At 67.5% G+C, this 21,236-nt stretch carries 14 protein-coding genes; 11 read left to right on the top strand and 3 right to left on the bottom strand.

Annotation, left to right across the window (positions count from 1 at the left end):
* Positions 1–61 precede the first annotated feature (61 nt).
* A complete protein-coding gene (locus tag OK349_RS09885; RefSeq protein ID WP_265117645.1) occupies positions 62–1,969 on the top strand; it encodes a hypothetical protein in 1,908 nt (635 codons plus the stop codon).
* Between the two features lie 119 nt (positions 1,970–2,088).
* Here OK349_RS09885 and OK349_RS09880 read toward each other — a convergent pair whose 3' ends face one another.
* The gene (locus OK349_RS09880) at positions 2,089–4,746 is read right to left on the bottom strand and encodes a TonB-dependent receptor (RefSeq protein ID WP_265117644.1); all 2,658 of its coding nucleotides are present in this window, start codon (positions 4,744–4,746) and stop codon (positions 2,089–2,091) included.
* 299 nt (positions 4,747–5,045) lie between these two features.
* Here OK349_RS09880 and OK349_RS09875 point away from each other — a divergent pair, with 299 nt between their 5' ends.
* Genes OK349_RS09875 through OK349_RS09865 form a run of 3 tightly spaced genes read left to right on the top strand, consistent with a single transcriptional unit; the run spans position 5,046 to position 9,190 of the window.
* Positions 5,046–7,103, top strand: coding sequence for a sialate O-acetylesterase (locus OK349_RS09875; RefSeq protein ID WP_265117643.1), 2,058 nt, complete (start codon positions 5,046–5,048; stop codon positions 7,101–7,103).
* A complete protein-coding gene (locus OK349_RS09870; protein WP_265117642.1) occupies positions 7,103–7,462 on the top strand; it encodes an EF-hand domain-containing protein in 360 nt (119 codons plus the stop codon). Before OK349_RS09875 ends, OK349_RS09870 begins: the two co-directional genes overlap by 1 nt.
* A 9-nt stretch (positions 7,463–7,471) precedes the next feature.
* A complete protein-coding gene (locus OK349_RS09865; protein WP_265117641.1) occupies positions 7,472–9,190 on the top strand; it encodes a sulfatase family protein in 1,719 nt (572 codons plus the stop codon).
* Positions 9,191–9,198: 8 nt separating this feature from the next.
* Here the strand turns inward: OK349_RS09865 and OK349_RS09860 are convergent, their stop codons facing one another.
* Both OK349_RS09860 and OK349_RS09855 read right to left on the bottom strand, forming a co-directional pair.
* Entirely contained in the window at positions 9,199–11,157 is a 1,959-nt protein-coding gene (locus OK349_RS09860; protein WP_265117640.1) for a sialate O-acetylesterase, read from the bottom strand.
* Positions 11,158–11,199: 42 nt separating this feature from the next.
* Positions 11,200–12,681 (bottom strand): sulfatase family protein, encoded by a 1,482-nt coding sequence (locus OK349_RS09855; RefSeq protein ID WP_265117639.1) that lies wholly within the window; start codon positions 12,679–12,681, stop codon positions 11,200–11,202.
* Between the two features lie 272 nt (positions 12,682–12,953).
* Between OK349_RS09855 and OK349_RS09850 the strand changes: the two genes are divergently transcribed.
* From OK349_RS09850 to OK349_RS09820, 7 genes are all read left to right on the top strand, one after another.
* Positions 12,954–14,750, top strand: coding sequence for an alpha-1,3-galactosidase-related protein (locus OK349_RS09850; RefSeq protein WP_265117638.1), 1,797 nt, complete (start codon positions 12,954–12,956; stop codon positions 14,748–14,750).
* Between the two features lie 145 nt (positions 14,751–14,895).
* On the top strand, positions 14,896–15,651 hold the full coding sequence (locus tag OK349_RS09845; protein WP_265117637.1) for a FadR/GntR family transcriptional regulator: 756 nt from the start codon (positions 14,896–14,898) through the stop codon (positions 15,649–15,651).
* Between the two features lie 95 nt (positions 15,652–15,746).
* Positions 15,747–16,724 (top strand): phosphotransferase family protein, encoded by a 978-nt coding sequence (locus OK349_RS09840; protein ID WP_265117636.1) that lies wholly within the window; start codon positions 15,747–15,749, stop codon positions 16,722–16,724.
* On the top strand, positions 16,721–18,055 hold the full coding sequence (eno, locus tag OK349_RS09835) for a phosphopyruvate hydratase (RefSeq protein WP_265117635.1): 1,335 nt from the start codon (positions 16,721–16,723) through the stop codon (positions 18,053–18,055). The genes OK349_RS09840 and eno overlap by 4 nt, the downstream gene beginning before the upstream one ends.
* Positions 18,052–18,882 carry a fumarylacetoacetate hydrolase family protein gene (locus tag OK349_RS09830; protein ID WP_265117634.1) on the top strand — a complete coding sequence of 277 codons (831 nt, stop codon included), beginning with the start codon at positions 18,052–18,054 and terminating at the stop codon, positions 18,880–18,882. The genes eno and OK349_RS09830 overlap by 4 nt, the downstream gene beginning before the upstream one ends.
* Positions 18,879–19,592: an SDR family NAD(P)-dependent oxidoreductase gene (locus OK349_RS09825; protein WP_265117633.1), complete on the top strand. Its 714-nt coding sequence runs from the start codon at positions 18,879–18,881 to the stop codon at positions 19,590–19,592. Before OK349_RS09830 ends, OK349_RS09825 begins: the two co-directional genes overlap by 4 nt.
* Before the next feature lie 25 nt (positions 19,593–19,617).
* Complete coding sequence (locus OK349_RS09820; protein WP_265117632.1) at positions 19,618–21,234, top strand: sodium:solute symporter family transporter; 1,617 nt, start codon at positions 19,618–19,620, stop codon at positions 21,232–21,234.
* The last annotated feature ends 2 nt before the right edge of the window (positions 21,235–21,236 follow it).

The raw sequence follows: 21,236 nt of genomic DNA, 5'->3' as shown, positions 1-21,236 counted from the left end.
TCCATCTGCCTTGAGAGGAGGATGCCGCATGTCACTACCACATGTCAGCAAAGCAACCCTGGTGAAGACCGTCCCGCTCGTCGCGGCGGCGGGCTCGATCATCGCCTACGCCACATTGGCGCCGCAACAGGGGACCGGGCCCGGCCGCATCGCGATCGACCAGAGGGCCGGGAAATCGTCCAGCCAGATCGCGATGGAAACCCCCACGCCGACGGCCGGCTTCGACATCAACGCGCCGCTCTGCAGCCTCGAGGGTGCCGAGGTGCGTGAGCTCGCGCTGGTCAACACCGCAGGCGATGACAGCATCACCAATGCCGGGATCATCAACGCCGCGATCGTCGCCGCCAACGCCGATCTCGCCACCAATCCGAACGATTCGATCGCGCTCAAGCTGCCCGCCGGCAACTGGGAGATCGGCAAGGCGGACGCCGCGAACGTCAACGAAGCGCTCGGCCTCTACAACGTCAATTACGACGACACGCCTGGCATCGAAGCGGAGCGGCCGGGCACCGGACGGCTCATCATCGCCGGGGCGGGAATGACCGACGCCACCGGAACCACGCTCACCTTCACCAACTTCAAGCAGCGCTCGTTCGAGGGCGCACGGGTCTATCGTTTCACGCTCTGCGACATGCACTTGACCCGGTCCACCGAGACCGTGTCGCAGGGGACGGTGGTCGGCTTCCTGCCCCAGGGGGTCTGGTCGGAAAGCAATTATCCCTATGGCGACGAGACGCTCACCACGATCGGCACGCTGGCCGACGGCGCCAACGGACAGATGGCGCAGATCATGGTCTTGGATCTCCACGGCGGCTTCCCCGAGCTCAACGAGATCTATGACGAAGGCGCCGGTGCCGCGTTCCAATGCTCGGGCCGCTATATCCGCAAATATCAATATTACGGGACCAAGCCCGTCATCGAGCTCGACGACAACGGCTTCATGCCCTGGCTCCAGAAATGGAAGATCACCGGCACGGGCACGAGCCTCGACGGGATGTGGGCGATCGGCCTCGGCCGGCCGGGGCATCTGTTCAATCCCAACTCGCCAAATCCCGCGGCGCGCTACAAGGCGGGCGACCAGATCGCGATCAAGTCGAAGAAGACTCGCGATGCCATTTGGATCGGGCAAGGCCGCGACATCGTGGTGGAGAATGTCCGCATGACGCGGGCGAGCCGCATCGCACTGCGCGGCGGAGACGTGGCCGGCGAGTCGATGGATGACGTCCGGATCACCAACATCGGCGTGGAGCGGATGCCAGCGAAATGGGATCCGGTCGATCAGGTCTGGCGCGTGCCGATGATCTCGACTGCGGAGGGCGGTCCGCAGGTCGCAGGTGCATTCCGTCCGGCGCCGACGCCGAGCCCCACGCCTACGCCCACGCCGACTCCCACGCCATGCTCGACAGGTTCGCCTCCCCCGATCGAGACCGCGGATCCGATGACCAACGCAATTATCGAAAACGCCGATTTCTACGGCACGGGAGACGATGCGATCGGCGCGTTCAACGTCAGCGGGCTGCTCGTACGCAGCGTCCGGATCGAGGACTCCTTCGGCCGCGGCATCGCACTGGCGGACGGCACGACCACGCCGTGCATCCGTGCGCTCATTCAGCACGGACCGATCCTGATCGAAGCCTCGTCGACACCGAACCCCTTCCCCTGGGGTTGCAATACCGACAGCGTGGCGCCGCCCGCGGCGACGTCGTTCGTGACGACAGGCGTGTTCGCCAATCGCGTGCTGTTGGGCTGGGCGCACGCGGGCGCGCCCGACATGGACGCGTTCGAGATCCATCGCCGCCGCTCGACCGACGCGGTGGGCACCGAGAAGCCGGTGGTGATCGGGATCCGCGGTACCGCCTATACCGACGTCACGGTGAAATCGGGTGTGTCCTATGTTTACACCATCTACGCCTATGACAAGTCGCGTAACAAGTCGGCCGGCGTGACTGTCAACGTCACCACGCCCTGAACGATGCGGGGAGCGCGGCCCGCTGTGCTCCCCGTCCATCGATGCTCAAAACAATCAGGGCCCCGGTCGCGACAACCGGGGCCCTTTTTCCTGCGTCTTTGCACGCGGGAAAGTGAGGCTCAGAGCTTGAAGTCGAGCCCGAAGTAGAAGACGCGGCCCGGCTGCTGGCTCACGCCGGTATAGTTGCGGAACACATAGTAGGAATCGTCGATCACCTCGGTGATGTTGTTCACGCCGAACTGCAGCTTGAGGTTGTCGAGCAGGCCGATCGAGGCCGAGGCGTCGAAATAGACGCGCTCGTTGCTCACCAGCGGGGCGTTGAGCGACGAGACCGCGCGGACGCGTTCGCTAGCGTAGCGCGCCGAGCCGCGGGCGGAGAACGGGCCCTTCTCGAAATAGAGGATCGCGGTCGCCGTCGCCTTGGTGAAGCCCTCGACGCCCGGATCGCGGTCGGCGGGATCGTAGATGAACGAGCCGTCGGCCGCGGTCGCGTTGAGGATGCCGTAGCCGGGGTCGATCGTGGTCCAGTTGTAGGAGCCGCTGGCGATGATCCCGAAGCCGTCGAACGGCGCGGGGAGGAAGCTGAAATCCTTCCGGATCAGCCCTTCGATGCCGTAGAAGTCGCCGGCATTGGTGTTGACCGGCGACGACAGCTGATATTGCAGTCCGGCGATTTCGACGTCGCGGACGGCGTCGGTGATGAAGCCGTCGACGCGCTTGTAATAGCCGCCGAGCGTGATCGCGGTGCCGCGCTCGGGATACCATTCGAGCGTCAGGTCGACCTGGTCGGAACGGATCGGCTCGAGCTGCGGATTGCCGGCGGTGCCGCGGAACGGCTGGTTGACCGTGTCGCCGCCATTGAGCTGCTGCGCCAGGCGCTGGTCGAAGAAGTTTGGACGCGAGATGGCGCGACCCAGGGCGAGGCGCGCCTGCAACGTGCGCGTCAGCTCATATTTGAGGTTCAGGCTCGGGAGCACCTCGGTATAGCTCTTGCGCTCGGTTGCGGGGACCAGGCCGTTGACCGTGATGACCGTCGCCCCGGTGACTGGATTGGTGGTCGCGACGAGGTTGCCGGTATAGCCTCGCGCGGTCAGCTCGGTGCGGACCAGGCGCACGCCGAGCGTGCCGGAGAGGCCGCCCGCGCCGAAATCGGCTTCGGCATAGGCAGCCCAGTTCTTCTCGCGATTGTCCACTGCGCCGGTCAGCAGCACCGTGTCGGTGATCGGGAAGCTGGTCCGCGGCATCGCCCCGATGGCGAAGTCGAAGTCGAGCAGCGCGTGCGGCGCGGGGAAGGTCCCGCGCGTCGATCCGCTGAGGTTGAAGTCGAGATAGGGCGTCGTGGCGAAGAAGCCCGGCGCGAGCTTGCCCACCGCGAATTGCGGAAACAGCGCCGCGTTGCGCACATCGTTGTTGAGCACGACATTCTCGAGCGAATCGAGATGCCGCTCCATATAGCGGCCGCCAATGCCGATCCGCCGTATGAACGATCCCTCGAAACTGCGGCTGAGGCTGAGCTGTGCGCCCTTCGCCTGATCGTCCACCTCGCTCTTCGATGCGGCGTACTGGTTCACGCCATAGACCGCAGGATTGGCGAGATCCTTGTTGAAGTTGGTGAACTCCATGCGCTCGGGCGTGAAGGTCGCGGTCGCCGAAACGCCGGTCGTGATCAGGGTCACGCGGTCGAGGAACCTGAGCTCGGTCGTGCGTGACGCATAGATGTCGAGCGCCGCCTTCCAGCCGCCGCGTTCGTAGGAGAAGTTCCCGCCCAGCATCCAGGCATAATTCTGGTTCGGCACCCGATCGACGCGGCTCGTGGCGCTGATACCGGTGAGCGTGCCGGTCTGGATCGCGCCGCCGACGATCGTCGCGGTCGGCCAGCGCGCGGCGGCATTGAGTCCGGCGAACTGTTGGAAGTTCGATTCGGTGAGGCCATAGGCATCGATGTAAATGCCGTCGAGCTTCGCCGCGAAACCGCTGTCAGAGCGCCACTCGACGACGCCAAGCAGCGCGTTGCGCTCGAAGCTCTCGGCGATCTGGGCGAAGGTCGCGCCGCTCGGGACGATCGCGCGCTGGCCGCGGATGGTCAGCTCGACGAACGGGCCGAGATTGCCCGTGGCGGTGAGCGCCGGCTCGTCGGTATGGTTGAAGCCGAATGCGATGCCGAGCTCGCTGCCGCCGAGGTCGAACTTCTGCGAGCCGAAGACGTCCAGCCGCTTCCCCGTATCATCGGCGCGGTCATTGTGCTTGCTGTAGGGCGAATATTGCATGCGGCCCGAGACGCGCATGCCCGGCTTCAGATCGAGCGGTGAGGGCGTGCTGAGATCGACCGTGCCGGCGATCCCGCCTTCGGTGATGCTGGCGACCGCCGACTTGTACACCCCCGCCCGCGTGAAGAATTCGGATGGCCAGATGCGGAAGCCGACGCTGCGCGTGCCGCTCTTCGAGGTGAGCTCGCGGCCGTTGACAGTGGTGAGCGTCAGCAGCGAGGGCAGGCCGCGCATCGAGATGTCCTCGACCGTGCCGCGGAAGCGTGTGCCGATCACGCCGGGGACGAACTCCAGCGTCTCGGCGATGTTGGAGGTCGGCAGGTCGCCAATGTCCCCCAACGGGACGAAATCGGCGACGCCGACCGAGTCGCGCTTCTGGCGCAGGATATCGTCGAGGCTGGCGCGGAACCCCTCGATGACGATCTCCTGCTCGGCCGAGTCGGTTGCGGCCCGCGAGTCGGCCGGGATCTCTTGCGCCATCGCGAGCTGCGGCGTTGCGAGTGCGATCACGCCGGCGCAGCCATAAGCTATAATGCGCCGGCGCCGACTCGCGGCAATTCCACCCCCCGCCCTCATGCCGCTATACGCCGCAATCATAGCCAACCTCTCCCGCCTTATTTATATGCTTTATTCAGACGATTTGGAGCCGCTGTCAATCACCCTTATACGGGTCGCCCTATGAAGAGAGCGATGCGGCGTGGACCATTGGGGTGCTGATGAGCGTCGCGTGGGTGCGGGTGAATCGGCACGATTGACGCCAAAATAAATCGTATTTAAATCGCCGCCAAATATTGGCCGGGAGGGATGCGATGCAAATCCAGTTTGTGCCGAAACGGACCAAGGCGCTTTGGCATCTCCTCGCCTGCGCGAGCGCCGTTTGCGCGATGCCGCAGGCAGCGAATGCGCAGCAGCAGGCGAAACCCGCCGCGCAGGATGCGCAGCAGACGCCGCTGATCCATCCGCTCTTCCAGAGCCATGCGGTGCTCCAGCGCAACAAGCCGATCCCCTTCTGGGGTTGGGCGCGCCCGGGCGCGTCGGTCAGCGTTACGTTTGACGGGACGGCGCAGACCGTGCGCGCCGGTACCGACGGCAAATGGCGAGCCCAATTCCCGGCCCGCGCCACCGGCAAGGGGCTCAAGCTCGAGGTGCGCGAGGAAGGCGGGCAGAGCGGATCGGCCGATGACCTGTCGATCGGCGATGTGTTCCTGTGCTCGGGCCAGTCGAACATGGTCCATCCGATGTATCGCGCGCTCAACCCGATGCGCGAGCTCAACCGGCCCGAGGACAGGAATATTCGCCTGTTCGACGTACCGCTGACCAGCGCCGCCGCGCCACAGGCAGTCACGCCCAAGGGCGCGGCCTGGGCGGTGGCGACGGTCAAGACGGTCGAGAATTTCTCCGCCGTGTGCATGTTCTTCGGCCGCAACGTCACGATCGAGAAGAAGGTGCCGGTCGGCCTCGTCTTCTCGGCCTGGGGCGGCACGCATATCGAGACCTGGATCGGCGCCGAGGGGCTGCGCAAGGTCGGCGGCTTCGAGACCGAGCTCACCACGCTCGAGACCTTCATCCGCAACCCGGCCGAGGGCTATGCGATGGCCGGAAAGCAATGGGAGGCGTGGTGGCTCCAGCGCACGCCGAACGAGCGGCCCTGGCAGCGCCCAGCCGTGCAGGTCGAGACGCTTCCCGCGGTGCCGCCGGGGCTCGAGGACTGGAAGGGCTTTCCCGATCCGGCGATGAAGCGCCATGTCGGGATGGTGTGGTTCTACCGCACGCTCGACTTGACGCCCGACCAGGTCGCCAAGGCGCACCGCATCGGCTTCGGCACGATCGGCGAGATCGCCTCGGTGTGGATCAACGGCAAGTTTGTGGGCGCGAGCGCGGGCGGTTCGAGCGCGGGCGACGAGAAGGGCAGCTACGCGCTTCCCACGGGCGTGCTGAAGCCCGGCGCGAACGTGATCGCGATCGCCGCCTATAACAGCAATTCCAACGTCCGCGCCGGCCTGCTCGGCCCGGCCGGTGCGATGCGGCTGAATGTCGAAGGTGCCGAGCCGCTGCCGCTCGATAGCGAATGGCGTTATGCGCGCAGCGAGCGGCGCGGGTCGCCGCCGCGCCTGCCCTGGGAAGGGCGCGTCGGCTATACCAGCATCTACAATGCGATGATCGCGCCGCTCGGGCCGCTGCCGCTCGCCGGCGTGGTGTGGGACCAGGGCGGGAGCAACGCGATCCGCGCGGGCGAATACAAGACATTGCTCAAGACGATGATCTCCGAGTGGCGCGGGCAGTTCAAGACGCCCGAGCTCCCGTTCGTCATCGTCCAGCTCACCGGCGTCGGGAAGATGACCTCCGAAGCCGAGGACGACAGCTGGTCGCGCATCCGCGAGGCGCAGCGGCAGGTGACGCTGGAGGACCCGCACACCGCGCTGGTCGTCACCTTCGACACGGACGACCGCTTCGATCCCCATCCCGCGCAGAAGAAGGCGATCGGCGCGCGTGCCTGGCAGGCGGCGCGCAAGGCGGTCTATGGCGAGGATGTCACGCCCTCGGGCCCCGTTCCGCTCAAGGCCGAGCTGGCGGGCAACACCGTGGTGATCCCGTTCACCGGCGTGTCGGGCAAGCTGCTCGCCGCCGCCGCGGGACGGCCCTATCCCTTCATGATCTGCGCCGCGGACGGCAAGAGCTGTTTGTTCGCCGACGCGAAGATCGCGGGCAGCAGCGTGGTGATCGACCTGCCCGGCGGCGTCCAGCCGGTGATGGTGCGCTATTGCTGGAGCCGTGTGCCGGTCTGCAACCTGTTCGATTCCGCTGCGGCGCAGGAGCCGGCCGGCCCGTTCGAGCTCAAGATCACTGCCCCGAAAGGAACCCACTGATGCTGCTGCTTCTCGCCCTCAGCCCGATGCTCGCCGCGGCCGCGCCGCAGGCGGGCGGCATGACGCTCGAGCGCTTCGTCTCCGCGCGCAAGGAACGCCTGCTCGCGGCCGACGCCAACAAGGATGGCAGCCTCTCGCTCGACGAGTGGAAACAGGCGCGCGCCGGCGCCGGCGGAGACCCCGCGCGGCTGTTCGCTACGCTCGACGCGGACAAGGATGGATCGGCCAGCCCGGCGGAGATCGACGCGTTCATCACCGCGCGCTTCACCAAGCTGGACGCCAATGGCGACAAGGTGCTGACGCGCGATGAGGCTCAGGCTGCCAAGGGCGCCGGGGCGCAGAAAACCCCGGACGAATGATCCACCGCGATGTCCGGCTATAGCCGCAGGGAGTTTCTCGGCGCGGCTGCCGCGTCCGGCGCCGGTTTTTTCCCTTCCGGCGCGGACGCGGCTTCGCCCTCGCAGCGCCGCCGGCCCAATGTGCTGCTGGTCATCGCCGACGAGTGGCGCGCCCAGGCGTTCGGCCATGCCGGCGACCGCAACGCCCGCACCCCGGCGTTCGACGCCTTCGCGCGCGAAGCCTGTTCCTTTCCCAATGCGACCGCAGGGACGCCGGTCTGCTGCCCAGCGCGAGCGAGCCTGCTCACTGGGCAATATCCGCTCCAGCACGGGGTCTACATCAACGACGTTCCGCTTGAGCCCAAGGGGACGACACTGGGCGAGGCCTTCGCCCGGGCCGGGTATCGCACCGGCTATATCGGCAAATGGCATCTCCATGGCAGCCCGGAAGGCCGCTGGGAGCGCCGCCTCCAGCCGGTCCCGCGGGCGAAGCGCTTCGGCTTCGATTATTGGAAGGCCTGCGAATCCACGCACAACTACGCGCACTCGCTCTATTTCGACGGCGACGATCCCACACCGCGCTACTGGCCGGGCTATGATGCGATCGCGCAGACCAAGGACGCGATCGGCTTCATCGAGAGCCGCGCCGCGAGCGACGATCCGTTCTTCCTCGCGCTCTCCTGGGGGCCGCCGCATTTCCCGTACATGGCGCCCGAGCCATATGCGGCGCTCTACCGCGACCGCACGATCGATCTCCGTCCCAACGTGCCGCCCGACCGCCGCGACGATGCGACCGAGGAACTGCGCAACTATTACGCCGCCTGCGCGCTGCTCGACGATTGCTTCCGCGACCTGACCGGCGCGCTCGACCGGCTCGGCATCGCCGACGACACGATCGTGCTGTTCATGGCCGACCATGGTGAGATGGCCTGGTCGCAGGGGCTGTTGCGCAAGCTCGCGCCTTGGGAGGAGTCCGTCGCGATCCCGCTGCTGGTCCGCTACCCGGCGTTGCTCGGCCGCCGCGCTGCCACGCCGCGCGTGCCGATCAACATGCCGGACATCATGCCGACGCTGCTCGGCCTCGCCGGGCTGGAAGTCCCGGCGAGCGTTGCCGGCAAGGACTATTCCCCGCTGCTGCGCGGCGAGGCGATGCCCGATGCCGCGACCAGCGCCTATCTCTGCATGCCGGTGCCGGTGTGGGACGCGCGGATGGATGGGATCGACGCCTATCGCGGGGTGCGCACCGATCGCCACACCTATGTCCGCTCGATCCACGGCCCGTGGCTGCTCTACGACCATCGCGAGGATCCGTTCCAGAAGCGCAACCGCGTCGCCGATCCGGCGTACGCGCGTGTTCGCGAAGGTCTTGAGGCGGAGCTGATAGGGTGGCGGCACCGGCTCGACGACGCGTTCCTGCCGGGCGACGCCTATCTCCGCCGCGATCGCCTCGAACATTATCTCGAGGCCAAGGTGCCGGTGGGCGTGAACCACAGTCCTTGGGGCGACTGGCGCGCGACCTTGCCGGTGCCGGCGAGCCAGCCGCGCTCGATCGATGCGTCGTTCGACGCGCTCAGCCGCGATCCGCTCACCGCCCGGCTGGTCGAGCCGCTCTTGCCCAACGTCGCGCGGGCGGGCGGGGGCGAGTGGCGGCAGCTCTCGCCGCGCATCGTCGGGGCGATCGCGCCGCCCGAGCTGGCGGCGCGCCTCGCCGCGCTCGACCCGCAGCTACGCGCGCTACCGCGCGCCTAGCGCGCCAGCTACCGCGCGACCTTGAGTTCGAACGGCCCGGCCGGGGCCTGGGCGGTATCGAACAGGTTGCAGATCGGCGACTGGCCCCAGCAATAGCGCACCCACGCCGGCTCCACGCCCGCGGGCACGTCGACCACCACCGAATTGCCGTCGAGCCGGGCATCGGCATAGCTGCACTGCGTCTTGCTGGCGCATACCATGAACGGGAACGGGCGATTGGCCGAGGCGGCCATCAGCGCGCCCGAAACGTCACGGAAAGAGACCGTGATCTGACCCCCAGCGAGCTTTGCCGCGACCGGCCGGGGCCCCGAGGGCGCGAGCTTCTCGCCATAGACCGCCGCGCGCGCCGCCTGGAAGGCGCGCGCCGCGACCACCGCCTTGTTGGGCGGATGGATGTCGTATTTCTCGCCGACGTCGATCGTTACCGCGAGCGCGGTGTGCGGATCCGTCTCGGCGATCTCCCGCTGCGCCTCGCGCACCCGCGCCCAGCCGTCTTCGCCGGCGGCCGCCGAAAGCTCGCCGAAATTGGCGAGCTGTACGATGACGAAAGGCAGGTCGGGCCGGAACTGCGCGCGCCACGACGCGATCATCGCCTGGAGCAGCGGCTTGTATTCGTCGGCGCGCGTGGCGTTGCTCTCGCCCTGGTACCAGACCACGCCGGCCAGCGGCAGCGGCCCGAGCGGCGCCACCATCGCATTGTAGATGGCGGTGATGCCCATCCGACCCTCCCAAGGCACGCGTGGCGGCACGGCGCGGCGGTCCGCGACGCGCGCATAGCGCCAGCCCGAGGCGAGCGGCACGCTCGCGCCGCCCTCGATCGTCAGCGCCATCGCGCTCGCCGGGCCGAGCAGCCCCGCATCGACGTTGCGGTTGCTGCTATAGCCGCTCACCGCGATGATGTTGGTGCCGGGCTTGAGCATGCCCGCGGGCACGTCGTAGCGGCTCGCCTCGCCGCCCCCGCTTGATCCCAGGAACCGGCCGTTGAGCCACACCGATCCGATCTCGCCGACCTCGCCGAGGTCGATCCGTCGCGCCTTGGCCGCCTGTTCGGGGTTGAGCTCCAGTGTGCGGTAGAACCACACCATGCCGGTATGCTGCCGCAGCTCGGGATCGTCGAAGCCCTTCCAGTCGCCCGGCGCGGCGGGAGCGGGCTTGAGCGCCGCCACCGCGGCAGGCGTCCTGGTCCAGGGCAGGTCGCTCGCCGAGACCGAGCTGCGCCACCAGTTCTCCCATTCCTTGCCCACCAGCGCAAAGCCGGCCGCAGGGTTGCGCGCATAGGCAGCGAGAAGATCGAGCGTCGGGTCGAAGTTCTTCATCGGCCGCAGCCCGGCGGCGGGGATCCACGCCTCGATCTGCGAGCCGCCCCAGGCGGAATGGACCAGCCCCACTGGCACCTTCTTCGCCGCCGCGACCTCGCGGCCGAAGAACATGCACACCGCCGAGAAATCCTTGACCGTCGCCGCCGACGGCACGGTCCAGCCCATGCGCGACTGGATCGAGGCCTGCGGCGCGGCGGCGGCGGTCTGATCGAGCCGCAGGAAGCGGATGTTGCGGTCGACCGGCCGCGCGAACTCGCGTTGCGGATTGAGCGCGCGGTTGACCGGGACCACCATGTTCGACTGGCCCGAGCACAGGAACACGTCGCCCACCGACACGTCGGTCGCACGCACGGATGCACCCGGCCCGCGCACTTCGAGCGTCAGCCCGGTCGCGGCATCGCGCGCTGCGAACTCGGCGCGCCACTTGCCGTCATTGCCGGCGCGGACGTGTTTCTCCTCGCCCGCGAAGACAGCCGTCACCGTGCCGCCCGCGGGCGCCTGGCCCCGCAAGGCGATCGGGCGGCCGCGCTGCAGCACCATATGATCGGCGAAGACCGGATCGAGCAGCGGCGGCGCGGTTTGCGCCGCTGCGGCGGCGGGAACAATGAGCGCGGCCAGAACCAGCCCGCGGCGTGCGCCAACGATCATCTCGTCTTCTCCATTCCGGTGCCCGCAGTGCGACCCGAGGGCTTATTCGTAGTCGAGCTTGCTCAGCCAGGGATCCCTGGTCTCGCGCATGAACCCGTGCAGCCGGCCCTTCAGCTCCTCGAGCCGGGCGGCATATTTGGGATCGGCCGCGAGGTTGCGGCTCTCGTCGGGATCGGCGGCGAGATCGTAGAGCTCATATTGCGGCCGGTGCAGATAGGCCTCGACCGAGCGCTTGCCGTAGGCGAGCTTGCGCGTCAGCGTCGCCTGCCAGGTGCTCGAATGGAACAGGTCCGAAGCGGCGGGGAAGGCGAGCGGTGAAGCGAGGTTCTGGATCAGCTTGAACTGATGCGTCCGCACCATCCGCATCGGATAGTACATCTGCAGCTCGTGGAAGCTGTGCGATCCAAACACCGCGGTCCGCCCCGGCACCTCGGGCGCGCCCTTGATCACCTGCCGGATCGACACGCCCTGGAACTTTGCGCCGGGTTGCGTGACGCCGGCATAGTCGAGCAGCGTCGGCGTGATGTCGGTCCACGAGACCAGCGCATCGGAGACGCGGGCGGCCTTCATATTGTCCGGCGCCTTGACGATCAGCGGCAGGCGGATGCCGGGATCGTAGAGCGTGGTCTTGGCGCCGGGGAAGGCGATGCCGTTGTCCGAGAGATAGATGATGATCGTGTTGTCGTATTTGCCCGCCGCCTTGAGTTCGGCGATCAGCTTGCCGACGCCCTGGTCGAGCCGCGATACCGCCTGATAATATTGCGCCAGCTCGCCGCGCGTCTCGGGGATGTCGGGCAGGAAACGGGGAACCTCGACCCTGGCCGGGTCGTAGGTCACCTCGGTCACGCCGGGATGGCCCTGCGGCAGATTGCCGAAGCTGTTAGGCCTGGTCACGTCGTGCGGGCCGAGCCGGTGCGGATCGTCGGTCGCGAAATAGAGGAAGAAGGGCCGCGGATCCTTGGCGGCGATCACGCGGTCCGACAGCTCGGCCATCTCCACCGCGTTGCGGCCGACCGTGTACGGCTCCTTCGCGCTCGGCTCGAGCACCTCGTCGAATTTGTAGACCCCGGCCGGCGCCACATGGTTCTTGCCGACGATCGCAGTGCGGTAGCCGTTGGCCGACAGCATCGCGGGCAGCGACTTGATGCGGGGAGAGGTCTGGAAATTATACGGCGCCTGGGCAAGGCCGTACATGCCGTTGCTATGACCCTGCAGCCCGGTGAGCAGCACCGAGCGGCTCGGGCTGCAGCTCGCCGTGGTCGCGAAGGCGCTGGTGAAGCGCACGCCCTCGGCCGCAAGCTGGTCGAGATTAGGGGTCTTGATGACGCGATTGCCATAGGCGCCGATCGCATCGGTGCCGTGGTCGTCCGCGACGATCAGCACGATGTTGGGGCGTTGCGTGGGCGCGGGCGGGGACGCGTTTCCCTGCGGGCGCGGCTGGGCCGGGGCGCTGGCGGCGAAGAGGAGCGGCGCGACGCTGGCTCCCAATGCGGCCAGCACCGCGGTTCTGCGATGGATACGCAACGCCCTCTCCCTCTCGATTCTGTTCGCCTGATTAAATACGTTTTATTTTGGCGTCAATCGGCTTCACGCTGGAACCGGCGGTTCGAAAGGAATAGGGATTCGCTCGTTGGAACTGAGCGCGATTCGACGAATCGCCATGCGGCCCGCAGCACCGTGGGGCAATTCTCCAATTACATCGGCGCAGTTGACAAGCCCTAGCTCAAGCCTATCAATAAAACATATATAATGCGGTTTGCCGCGGCGATCGCAGCTTTGCGTGCTTGGGAGAGTATATGATCGAGATACGGCGACGGACGTTCGGGGGAGGCCTGCTGGCCGCGCTTTCGCTGCCATCGGCAGCGGCGGCGAGGCTGCGTCCGGACAAGGCCAAGGACATGACGCCGATCGTGCGCGCCGAACTCGACCGGCTCGCCAGACAGGGCGGGGGCACCCTGTCGCTGCCCGCGGGCGAGCATCATTTCTGGCCCGACGCCGCGCTGGTCCGCGACCTCTATATCTCGAACAACGATCCCGGTCGGAACCAGATCATCTTCCCGGTCGACGGGCACGAGAAGCTGACGATCGACGGCAATGGTTCGCGGCTGGTGTTCCATGGCGAGGTGACGCCGTTCGTGCTGCTCGGGGCGCGCGACATCACGCTGCGCAATTTCGAGATCGACTGGGACGTGCCCTTCCACTGCGAGGGCGATGTGCTTGCCGCCGATCCGGGCGGCGGCTGGGTCGAGATCCATGTGCCCGAGCCCTTTTCCTACCGGCTCGACGCCGAGGGGCAGTTCCATTTCCATGGCGAGGGATTCGAGCGGACCGGGATCGGCAACATCCTCGCCTTCGACCGCGTCCGGCATGAGACCGCCTACCAGGTCGCCGACAATTTCTTCCTGACCCGCGACGGCAAATATGTCCGGAAATACAAGGTCAGCGAGATCGCGCCGCGCCGGCTGCGCATCGAGGTGCCGGGCAAGTTCCGCGACACGCCCGAGCCCGGCCAGCGCGTCGTGCTGCAGCCGCGCCGGCGCAAGGCGCCCGCGATCCACATCGCCAATTCGGATCGCGTGAAGCTCGAGCGCGTCGCGATCCGCCATGCCGGCTGCATGGGCGTGATCGCGCAGCTGAGCAGCGACATCTCGCTCGACCAGTGCGAGGTGCGGCCGCGGCCGGATTCGGGGCGCTATGTCTCGACGATGTTCGACGCGACGCATTTCGTGAACTGCTCGGGCACGATTGCGCTGCGCGGCTGCCATACGAGCAACCATATCGACGACGGGCTCAACGTCCACGGCATCTTCCTGCCGATCCTAAGCGCGAACGAGGCCGGCCTCATCTCCGCCGAGCGCGCCGACTTCCAGCAGCACGGCATCGACGTGCTCGCGAGGAATGATGCGATCACCATCGCCGACGCGACCACGCTCGAGATCTGGTATCGCGGCAAGGTGAAGTCGGTTCGCTATCCCGACGATCGCCAGCTCGAGCTCGAGGTCGTGCCGCCGCTGCCGCGCGCGCCGGGCAAGGGCGACGTCATCAACAATCTCTCGCGCAATCCCGACGTGATCTTCTCGGGCGGGTCGATCGGCAAGAACCGCGCGCGCGGCGTGCTGGTCTCGACCGCGGGCAAGGTGCTGATCGAGAAGAGCCGCTTCCACGCGCCCGGCTCGGCGATCCGCGTCTCGAGCGGCGTCGATCACTGGTATGAATCAGGACCCGCGAGCGAGGTCGTGATCCGCGACAATGAGTTCGACAATTGCCGCTACGGCCTGTGGGGCGAGGCGGTGATCGACATCGTCGCGGTCGATGGCAAGGATTCGACCAGCACCGTCCCCTATCATGGGCGCGTCGCGATCACCGGCAACCGCTTCGCCACCTTCGACGGGCTGCTCGTCCACGCCTATCGCACCGCCGAGCTGGTGTTCCGCGACAACCGCATCGAGGCGAGCACCGCCTATCCGCCGTTCCGCACCGTCACCAGCCCGATCCAGGTCAACGCGGTCGGCAAGCTCGACATCGCGAACAACGAGGTGAAGGGATTCAACTTCGCTTCGCTCTCGAAAGTCTCGGAGCAGACGCACAAATGAGCCGGCTATTCCCTGGCGCGACGCTCGCGGCCGTACCGACGGCGGGCATGCCATAGACGCGGATTCGCCTCCCGATGCTTGCGGCTCGATTTTAGGCCGCTTGGCCGCTATCCCTGTTCCTCCAGGCAATTCAGGCGGGAGCATGATGGCAGCATTGTTGCAGTCGGGCGAAGGGAATAAGGGCCTCGGCCGCATCACCCGATCGATCGTCGACGCGATCGGGATCGCGATCGTCACCGGCCAGCATCGCCCGAACGAGCTGCTGCCCGTCGAGACCGCGATGGCCGCGCGCTACGAGGCGAGCCGCAGCGTGCTGCGCGAGGCGATCAAGGTGCTCAACGCCAAGGGGCTGCTGACCGCACGGCCGCGCGCCGGCACCTTCGTCACGCCGCCGTCCGAATGGAATCTGTTCGATCCCGACGTGCTGCGCTGGACGCTCTATGGCGGCTTCTCGCTGCCGCTGCTGATCGAGTTCACCGAGGTGCGCCTCGGCATCGAACCGATGGCGGCGGCGCTCGCCGCGAGCCGCGCCGACGAAGAAAATATCATATTAATTGAGAAGGGCTATGACCGCATGGTCGCAGCCGAGATCGGCCAGGACGACCGGCTCGCCTCCGACGTCGCCTTCCATCTCGCGATCCTCGACGCGAGCGGGAACCGCTTCTATCGCCGGCTCAAGCCGCTCGTCTCGACCGCGCTGCATTTCTCGATCGGGCTCACCAACACCTTGTCGCACGACCATGATGTCAAGCTCGAGGCGCATCGCCGCGTGCTCCAGGCGATCAAGCTCAGCGATCCGCCGGCGGCGCGCGCGGCGCTCGAACTGCTGTTGCTCGAGACGCGCGCGCTGATCCGCAGCGCGCATCCGGTGGAAGAGAAGGCGCCGCTCGCCACCGATTGAGGGTGGTGAATAAATATGTTTTATACTTGACCTCTCGGACCCCGGAGAATAACCCGGACCTGTAGCCTGCAAGCGGGCGTCAGGGAGGGGACCGGGTGGATCGTGGCGAGCAGATCGGGGATGTCCTGCGGCATGTCGGCATCGACGCACGCGTCGCTGCCGTGCAGCCGCTGACGGGCGGCGTCTCGTCCGACATCTTCCGCGTCGAGCTGGACGATCGCACGGTCTGCGTGAAGTTCGCGATCGATCAGCTGCGCGTCGCCAGCGAATGGCGCGCGCCGGTCGGCCGCAGCGCCGCCGAGCATGCCTGGCTCGCCTTCGTCGCCTCGGCCTTTCCCGGCTTCGTGCCGTCGCTGCTCGGAGTCGACGACGCCAATCACGCGATCGTCATGGAATTCCTGCCCCCCGCGGACCATCCGACCTGGAAGGCGCGGCTGCTGGCCGGCGACATTGATGTGGCGTTTGCCGGCGAGGTCGGCGCGCGGCTCGCGGCGATCCATTCGCGTTCGGCGATCGAGCCGCGCATGGCCGAGCGGTTCGACAATGCCGACAACTTCGCGTCGCTGCGGCTCGATCCCTATCTGCGCTTCACCGCCGCGCGCCATCCCGATCTCGCGAGCCAGCTCGAGGCACTGGCCGCCGCGCTCGCCACGGCGCGGATCGCGCTGGTGCATGGCGACATCAGCCCCAAGAACATCCTGTGCGGGCCCAAGGGGCCGGTGTTCATCGATGCTGAATGCGCGACCTTCGGCGACCCGGCATTCGATATCGCCTTCTGCCTCAATCATCTGGTGATCAAATCGATCGTCTTCCCTTCGGTGTGGCTGGAGGCGTCGGCGGAGGCCCTGTGGACCGCCTATCGCGCCGGGATCGATTGGGAGCCCGCGGCGGCGGTGCAGGCGCGCGTCGCGCGCATCCTGCCCGCGCTGATGCTGGCGCGCGTCGATGGCAAGTCGCCGCTCGAATATCTGACGCCGGAAAGCGGCGATGCCGTCCGCCGCATCGCCCGCGCCGTGCTGCGCGGCGAAGCGAGAGTGCCCGGCGGGCTTTTCATCAGGGAGGCATTGGCATGAGCGTGTCGCGGATCATTGGCGTCCATGCGCGGCGCGTCTGGGATTCGCGCGGCTTGCCCACGGTCGAGGTCGAGGTTGCGCTCGCCGGGGGCGGGCGGGGCCGGGCGATCGCGCCGGCCGGCGCGTCGTGCGGATCGCGCGAGGCGATCGAGCTGCGCGACGGCGGCGCGGCGTTCGGCGGCAAGGGCGTCGCGCGCGCGGTCGCCAATGTCGAGGCCTATATCGCGCCCGCGCTGATCGGGCTCGATGCGACCGACCAGGCGGCGGTGGATGCGCGGATCGAGGCGCTCGACCCCGGCCCGGCCTTCGCCGCGCTGGGCGGCAATGCGGTCGTCGCGACGTCGCTAGCGGTGCTCCACGCCGCGGCTGCTGCTTCGGGCGAGCCGCTGTGGCGCCACCTCGCGCGAAGCCGCGGCACGTGCCCGTCGCTGCCCTTGCCCGAGATCCAGATCTTTGGCGGCGGGGCGCATGCCGCGAAGCGCGTGGACGTGCAGGACTTCATGATCATGGCGCCCGGCGCGGCGAGCTTTGACGAGGCCATGGCGATCACCGCCGAGGTCTATCGCGCCGCCGGCCGCTGCATGGCCGAGCGCGGCAAGCTCGCCGGGGTCGCCGACGAGGGCGGCTGGTGGCCCGATTTCGCGTCGAACGAGGACGCGCTCGACATGCTGATGCGCGCGATCGAGGCGGCAGGCGAGACGCCGGGCGACCGCGTGGTGATCTCGCTCGACATCGCCGCGACCCAATTCCGCGATGGCGACGGCTACCGCCTCGCGCTCGACGATACCCGGCTCGACACCGATGCGCTGATCGAGAAGCTCGGCGGCTGGATCGATCGCTATCCGATCGCCGCGATCGAGGATCCGGTGGCGGAGGACGACGATGCCGGCTTCCGCGCCTTCGCCCGCGCCTATGGCGACCGCGTCCAGCTGGTCGGCGACGACTATCTCGTGACCGATGCTGCCCGTGTCGCCTGGGCGGCGGGCGAGGGCGCCTGCAACACCGCGCTGATCAAGGTCAACCAGGCCGGCACCGTCAGCCGCGCGATCGCCGCGCTCGACGCCGCCAAGCGCGCCGGCTGGGGCACGATCGTCTCCGCCCGCTCGGGCGAGAGCGAGGACGTGTCGATCAGCCATCTCGCGGTCGGGCTCGATTCCGGCCAGCTCAAGGTCGGCTCGTTCGCGCGCAGCGAGCGCATGGCCAAATGGAACGAATGCCTGCGGATCGAGGAAGCGCTCGGCGCCGACGCGCGCTTCGCCGCGGGCGCACCGCTTGCCGCAACCTGGTGGGGCCAGGCGCGCGCGCCCATTCGCAATGGAGAATATGCGTGAAATTGTTTCGCTACGGGCAGGCCGGCGCCGAGCGCCCCGGAGTCATCGATGCCGAAGGGCACGCCTTCGACGTCTCCGCGCTGGTCGGCGATTTCGCGCCGGACACGCTGCGCGGCTTCGACCCGGCCGATCTCGCGGGGCAACCCGAAGTCGATCTCGCCGGCACGCGCATGGGGTCGCCGCTCGCGCGCTTCGGCATGATCTGGTGCATCGGCCTCAACTATGTCGACCACGCGCAGGAAGCCGGCATGGCGATCCCGTCCGAGCCAGTGGTGTTCAGCAAGGCGCCGAGCTCGGTCTGCGGCCCCAATGATCCGATCCCCTTCCGCCAGGACATGACCAAGCTCGATTGGGAGGTCGAGCTTGGCATCGTGGTCGGGCGCCCGGCTTATCACGTCGCCGAAGCCGACGCGCTCGACCACGTCTTTGGCTATACGGTGGTCAACGACGTGTCCGAACGCGCCTGGCAGCTCGACCGCGGCGGCCAGTGGATGAAGGGCAAGTGCCACCCCAATTTCTGCCCGGTCGGACCCTGGCTGGTGACGCGCGACGAGGTGCCCGATCCGCAGGCGCTGTCGCTGTGGCTCGAGGTCAATGGCGAGCGCAAGCAGGACGGCAACACCGCCTCGATGATCTTCCCGGTCGCGCGGATCGTCAGCTATTTGAGCCAGTTCGCGCGGCTCGAACCCGGCGACCTGATCTGCACCGGCACGCCCGCGGGGGTCGGCGCGGGCTTCAAGCCGCAGGTCTTCCTCAAGCCCGGCGACAGCGTGCGGCTCGGCATCGCCGGCATGGGCGAGCAGCAACAGCGGGTGGAAGCGGCGTGAACCGGATCGATCTCCAGGGCCGCGTCGCGGTGGTCACCGGCGGTGCGCAGGGCATCGGCGCCGCGGTCGCGCACCGGCTCGCGCAATCGGGCGCGCGGGTCGTGGTGTGGGACCTCGAATGCACCGCGCCCGACCATCTCCAGGTCGACGTCGCCGACGAGGCGAGCATCGCCGCCGCGGCCGAGGTCACGCTCAAGGCGCATGGCGCGATCGACATCCTGGTCAACAGCGCCGGTATCGCCGGTCCCACCGCCAACACCTGGGAATATAGCCTGGCCGACTGGCAGCGCGTGCAGCGGATCAACACCGACGGCACCTTCCTGTGCTGCCGCGCGGTGCTGCCCGGGATGATCGAGCGCAACTATGGCCGCGTGGTCAACATCGCCTCGATCGCCGGCAAGGAGGGCAATCCCAAGGCGGCCGCCTACAGCTCGTCCAAGGCGGCGGTGATCGCGCTGACCAAGTCGCTCGGCAAGGAGCTGGCGGGGCACGACATCGCGGTCAATTGCGTCACGCCCGCCGCCGCGCGCACGCGCATCTTCGACTCGGTGTCGCAGGAGTTCGTCGATTACATGCTCGCCAAGATCCCGCGCGGCCGCTTCCTCGAGCTCGAGGAGATCGGCTCGATGATCGCGTGGATGGTCTCGGCCGAGAACTCCTTCACCACCGGCGCCGTGTTCGACATATCGGGCGGGCGGGCGACCTACTGACCCGGCCATAGGGGAGGCATCGATCATGTCCACCATCGATATCGCGATCGTCGTCGTCTATTTCATCGCGATCTTCGGGCTCGCGCAGCTGGTCTCGCGCGAGAAGGCGGGGCACGCCAAGGACAGCACCGACTATTTCCTCGCGTCGAAGAACCTGCCCTGGTGGGCGATCGGCGCCTCGCTGATCGCGGCCAACATCTCGGCCGAGCAGATCGTCGGCATGTCCGGATCGGGCTATGCGATCGGGCTCGCCATCGCGTCCTACGAGTGGATGGCGGCGGCGACATTGCTGATCGTCGGCAAATGGTTCCTGCCGATCTTCCTGCGCAACGAGATCTACACCATGCCGCAGTTCCTCGAGCGGCGGTTCGGCCCGACGATCCGGACGGTGATGGCGGTGTTCTGGCTCGGCCTCTACATCTTCGTGAACCTGACCTCGATCATCTGGCTCGGCTCGATCGCGGTAGCGCAGGTGACCGGCATCGACCAGGACGCCGCGCTCTACGGCCTCGCCGCCTTCGCGCTGATCTACCAGTTGCGCGGCGGCCTGAAGGCGGTGGCGCTGACCGACATCGTCCAGGTCACCTTGCTGGTGCTCGGCGGGCTGATGATCAGTGCGCTCACGCTCGGCAAGATCGGGGAGGGCAGTATCGTCGCGGGCTTCACCAAGCTCACCACCGCGGTGCCCGGCCATTTCGAGATGATCCTCGATCCCTCGCATCCCTTCTTCAAGGACCTGCCCGGCATCGCCGTGGTCGCGGGCGGCATGTGGATCGCCAACCTCGCTTACTGGGGCTTCAACCAGTATATCATCCAGCGCGCGCTGGCCGCGAAGAACATCCAGGAAGCGCAAAAGGGCGTCGTCTTCGCCGCCTATCTGAAGCTGTTGATGCCCGTGATCATCGTGCTGCCCGGCATCGCCGCGGTGATGCTGGCGCCCGGGCTCGACAAGCCCGACCAGGCCTATCCCACGATGATGCGGCTGCTACCGACCGGCATGCTCGGCCTCGTCTTCGCGGCGCTGACCGCGGCGATCATCGCCTCGGCCGCGTCGAAGATCAATTCGATCGGGACGATCTTCACGCTCGATCTCTACCGCAAGTTCCGCCCGGAGCGCTTCACCGGAATCGCCGAAGGCGCGAGCGAGACCGCCGCCGCGGTATCGCCCGAGGAACGCCGCCGCGAGGAGCGCGAGCTGGTGCTGGTCGGCCGGATCAGCGCGGTGGTGGCGACGGTGATCGCCGCCGCCGCGGCGCGCCCGCTGCTCGGGGATTCGGACCAGGCCTTCCAGTTCATCCAGGAATATACCGGCTATTTCACGCCGGGCATCACGGTGATCTTCCTGCTCGGTCTGTTCTGGAAGCGTGCGAGCGAGGCGGGGGCGCTGACCGGCGCGATCGGATCGCTGGTGCTGTCGATCCTGTTCGCGCAATATTGGCCATCGCTGCCGTTCATGAACCGCTGGCTGGTGGTGTTCCTGGTCGCGCTGGTGTTCGCGATGATCGTCTCGCTGCTCCTGCCGCAACGCCGTGCCGACCATATCGAGACGCGCGACGTCAGCTATCGCACCACCCCGCTGTTCAATGCGCTCGGCGCCGGGATCATCGTGATCCTCGTCGCGCTCTACGCCGTCTTCTGGTGACC

This window comes from Sphingomonas sp. BT-65 (assembly GCF_026107375.2).
GTDB lineage: Bacteria > Pseudomonadota > Alphaproteobacteria > Sphingomonadales > Sphingomonadaceae > Sphingomonas.
Note: the sequence above shows the minus strand (reverse complement) of the source record. Positions and strands in the feature narration are given on the sequence as shown.

Excerpts from the sequence above, each read along its gene's own strand:
- OK349_RS09875 (WP_265117643.1), top strand. The coding sequence starts at position 5,046 with ATGCAAATCCAGTTTGTGCCGAAACGGACCAAGGCGCTTTGGCATCTC.
- OK349_RS09870 (WP_265117642.1), top strand. The coding sequence starts at position 7,103 with ATGCTGCTGCTTCTCGCCCTCAGCCCGATGCTCGCCGCGGCCGCGCCG.
- OK349_RS09865 (WP_265117641.1), top strand. The coding sequence starts at position 7,472 with ATGTCCGGCTATAGCCGCAGGGAGTTTCTCGGCGCGGCTGCCGCGTCC.
- OK349_RS09860 (WP_265117640.1), bottom strand. The coding sequence starts at position 11,157 with ATGATCGTTGGCGCACGCCGCGGGCTGGTTCTGGCCGCGCTCATTGTT.
- OK349_RS09850 (WP_265117638.1), top strand. The coding sequence starts at position 12,954 with ATGATCGAGATACGGCGACGGACGTTCGGGGGAGGCCTGCTGGCCGCG.
- OK349_RS09845 (WP_265117637.1), top strand. The coding sequence starts at position 14,896 with ATGGCAGCATTGTTGCAGTCGGGCGAAGGGAATAAGGGCCTCGGCCGC.
- eno (WP_265117635.1), top strand. The coding sequence starts at position 16,721 with ATGAGCGTGTCGCGGATCATTGGCGTCCATGCGCGGCGCGTCTGGGAT.
- OK349_RS09820 (WP_265117632.1), top strand. The coding sequence starts at position 19,618 with ATGTCCACCATCGATATCGCGATCGTCGTCGTCTATTTCATCGCGATC.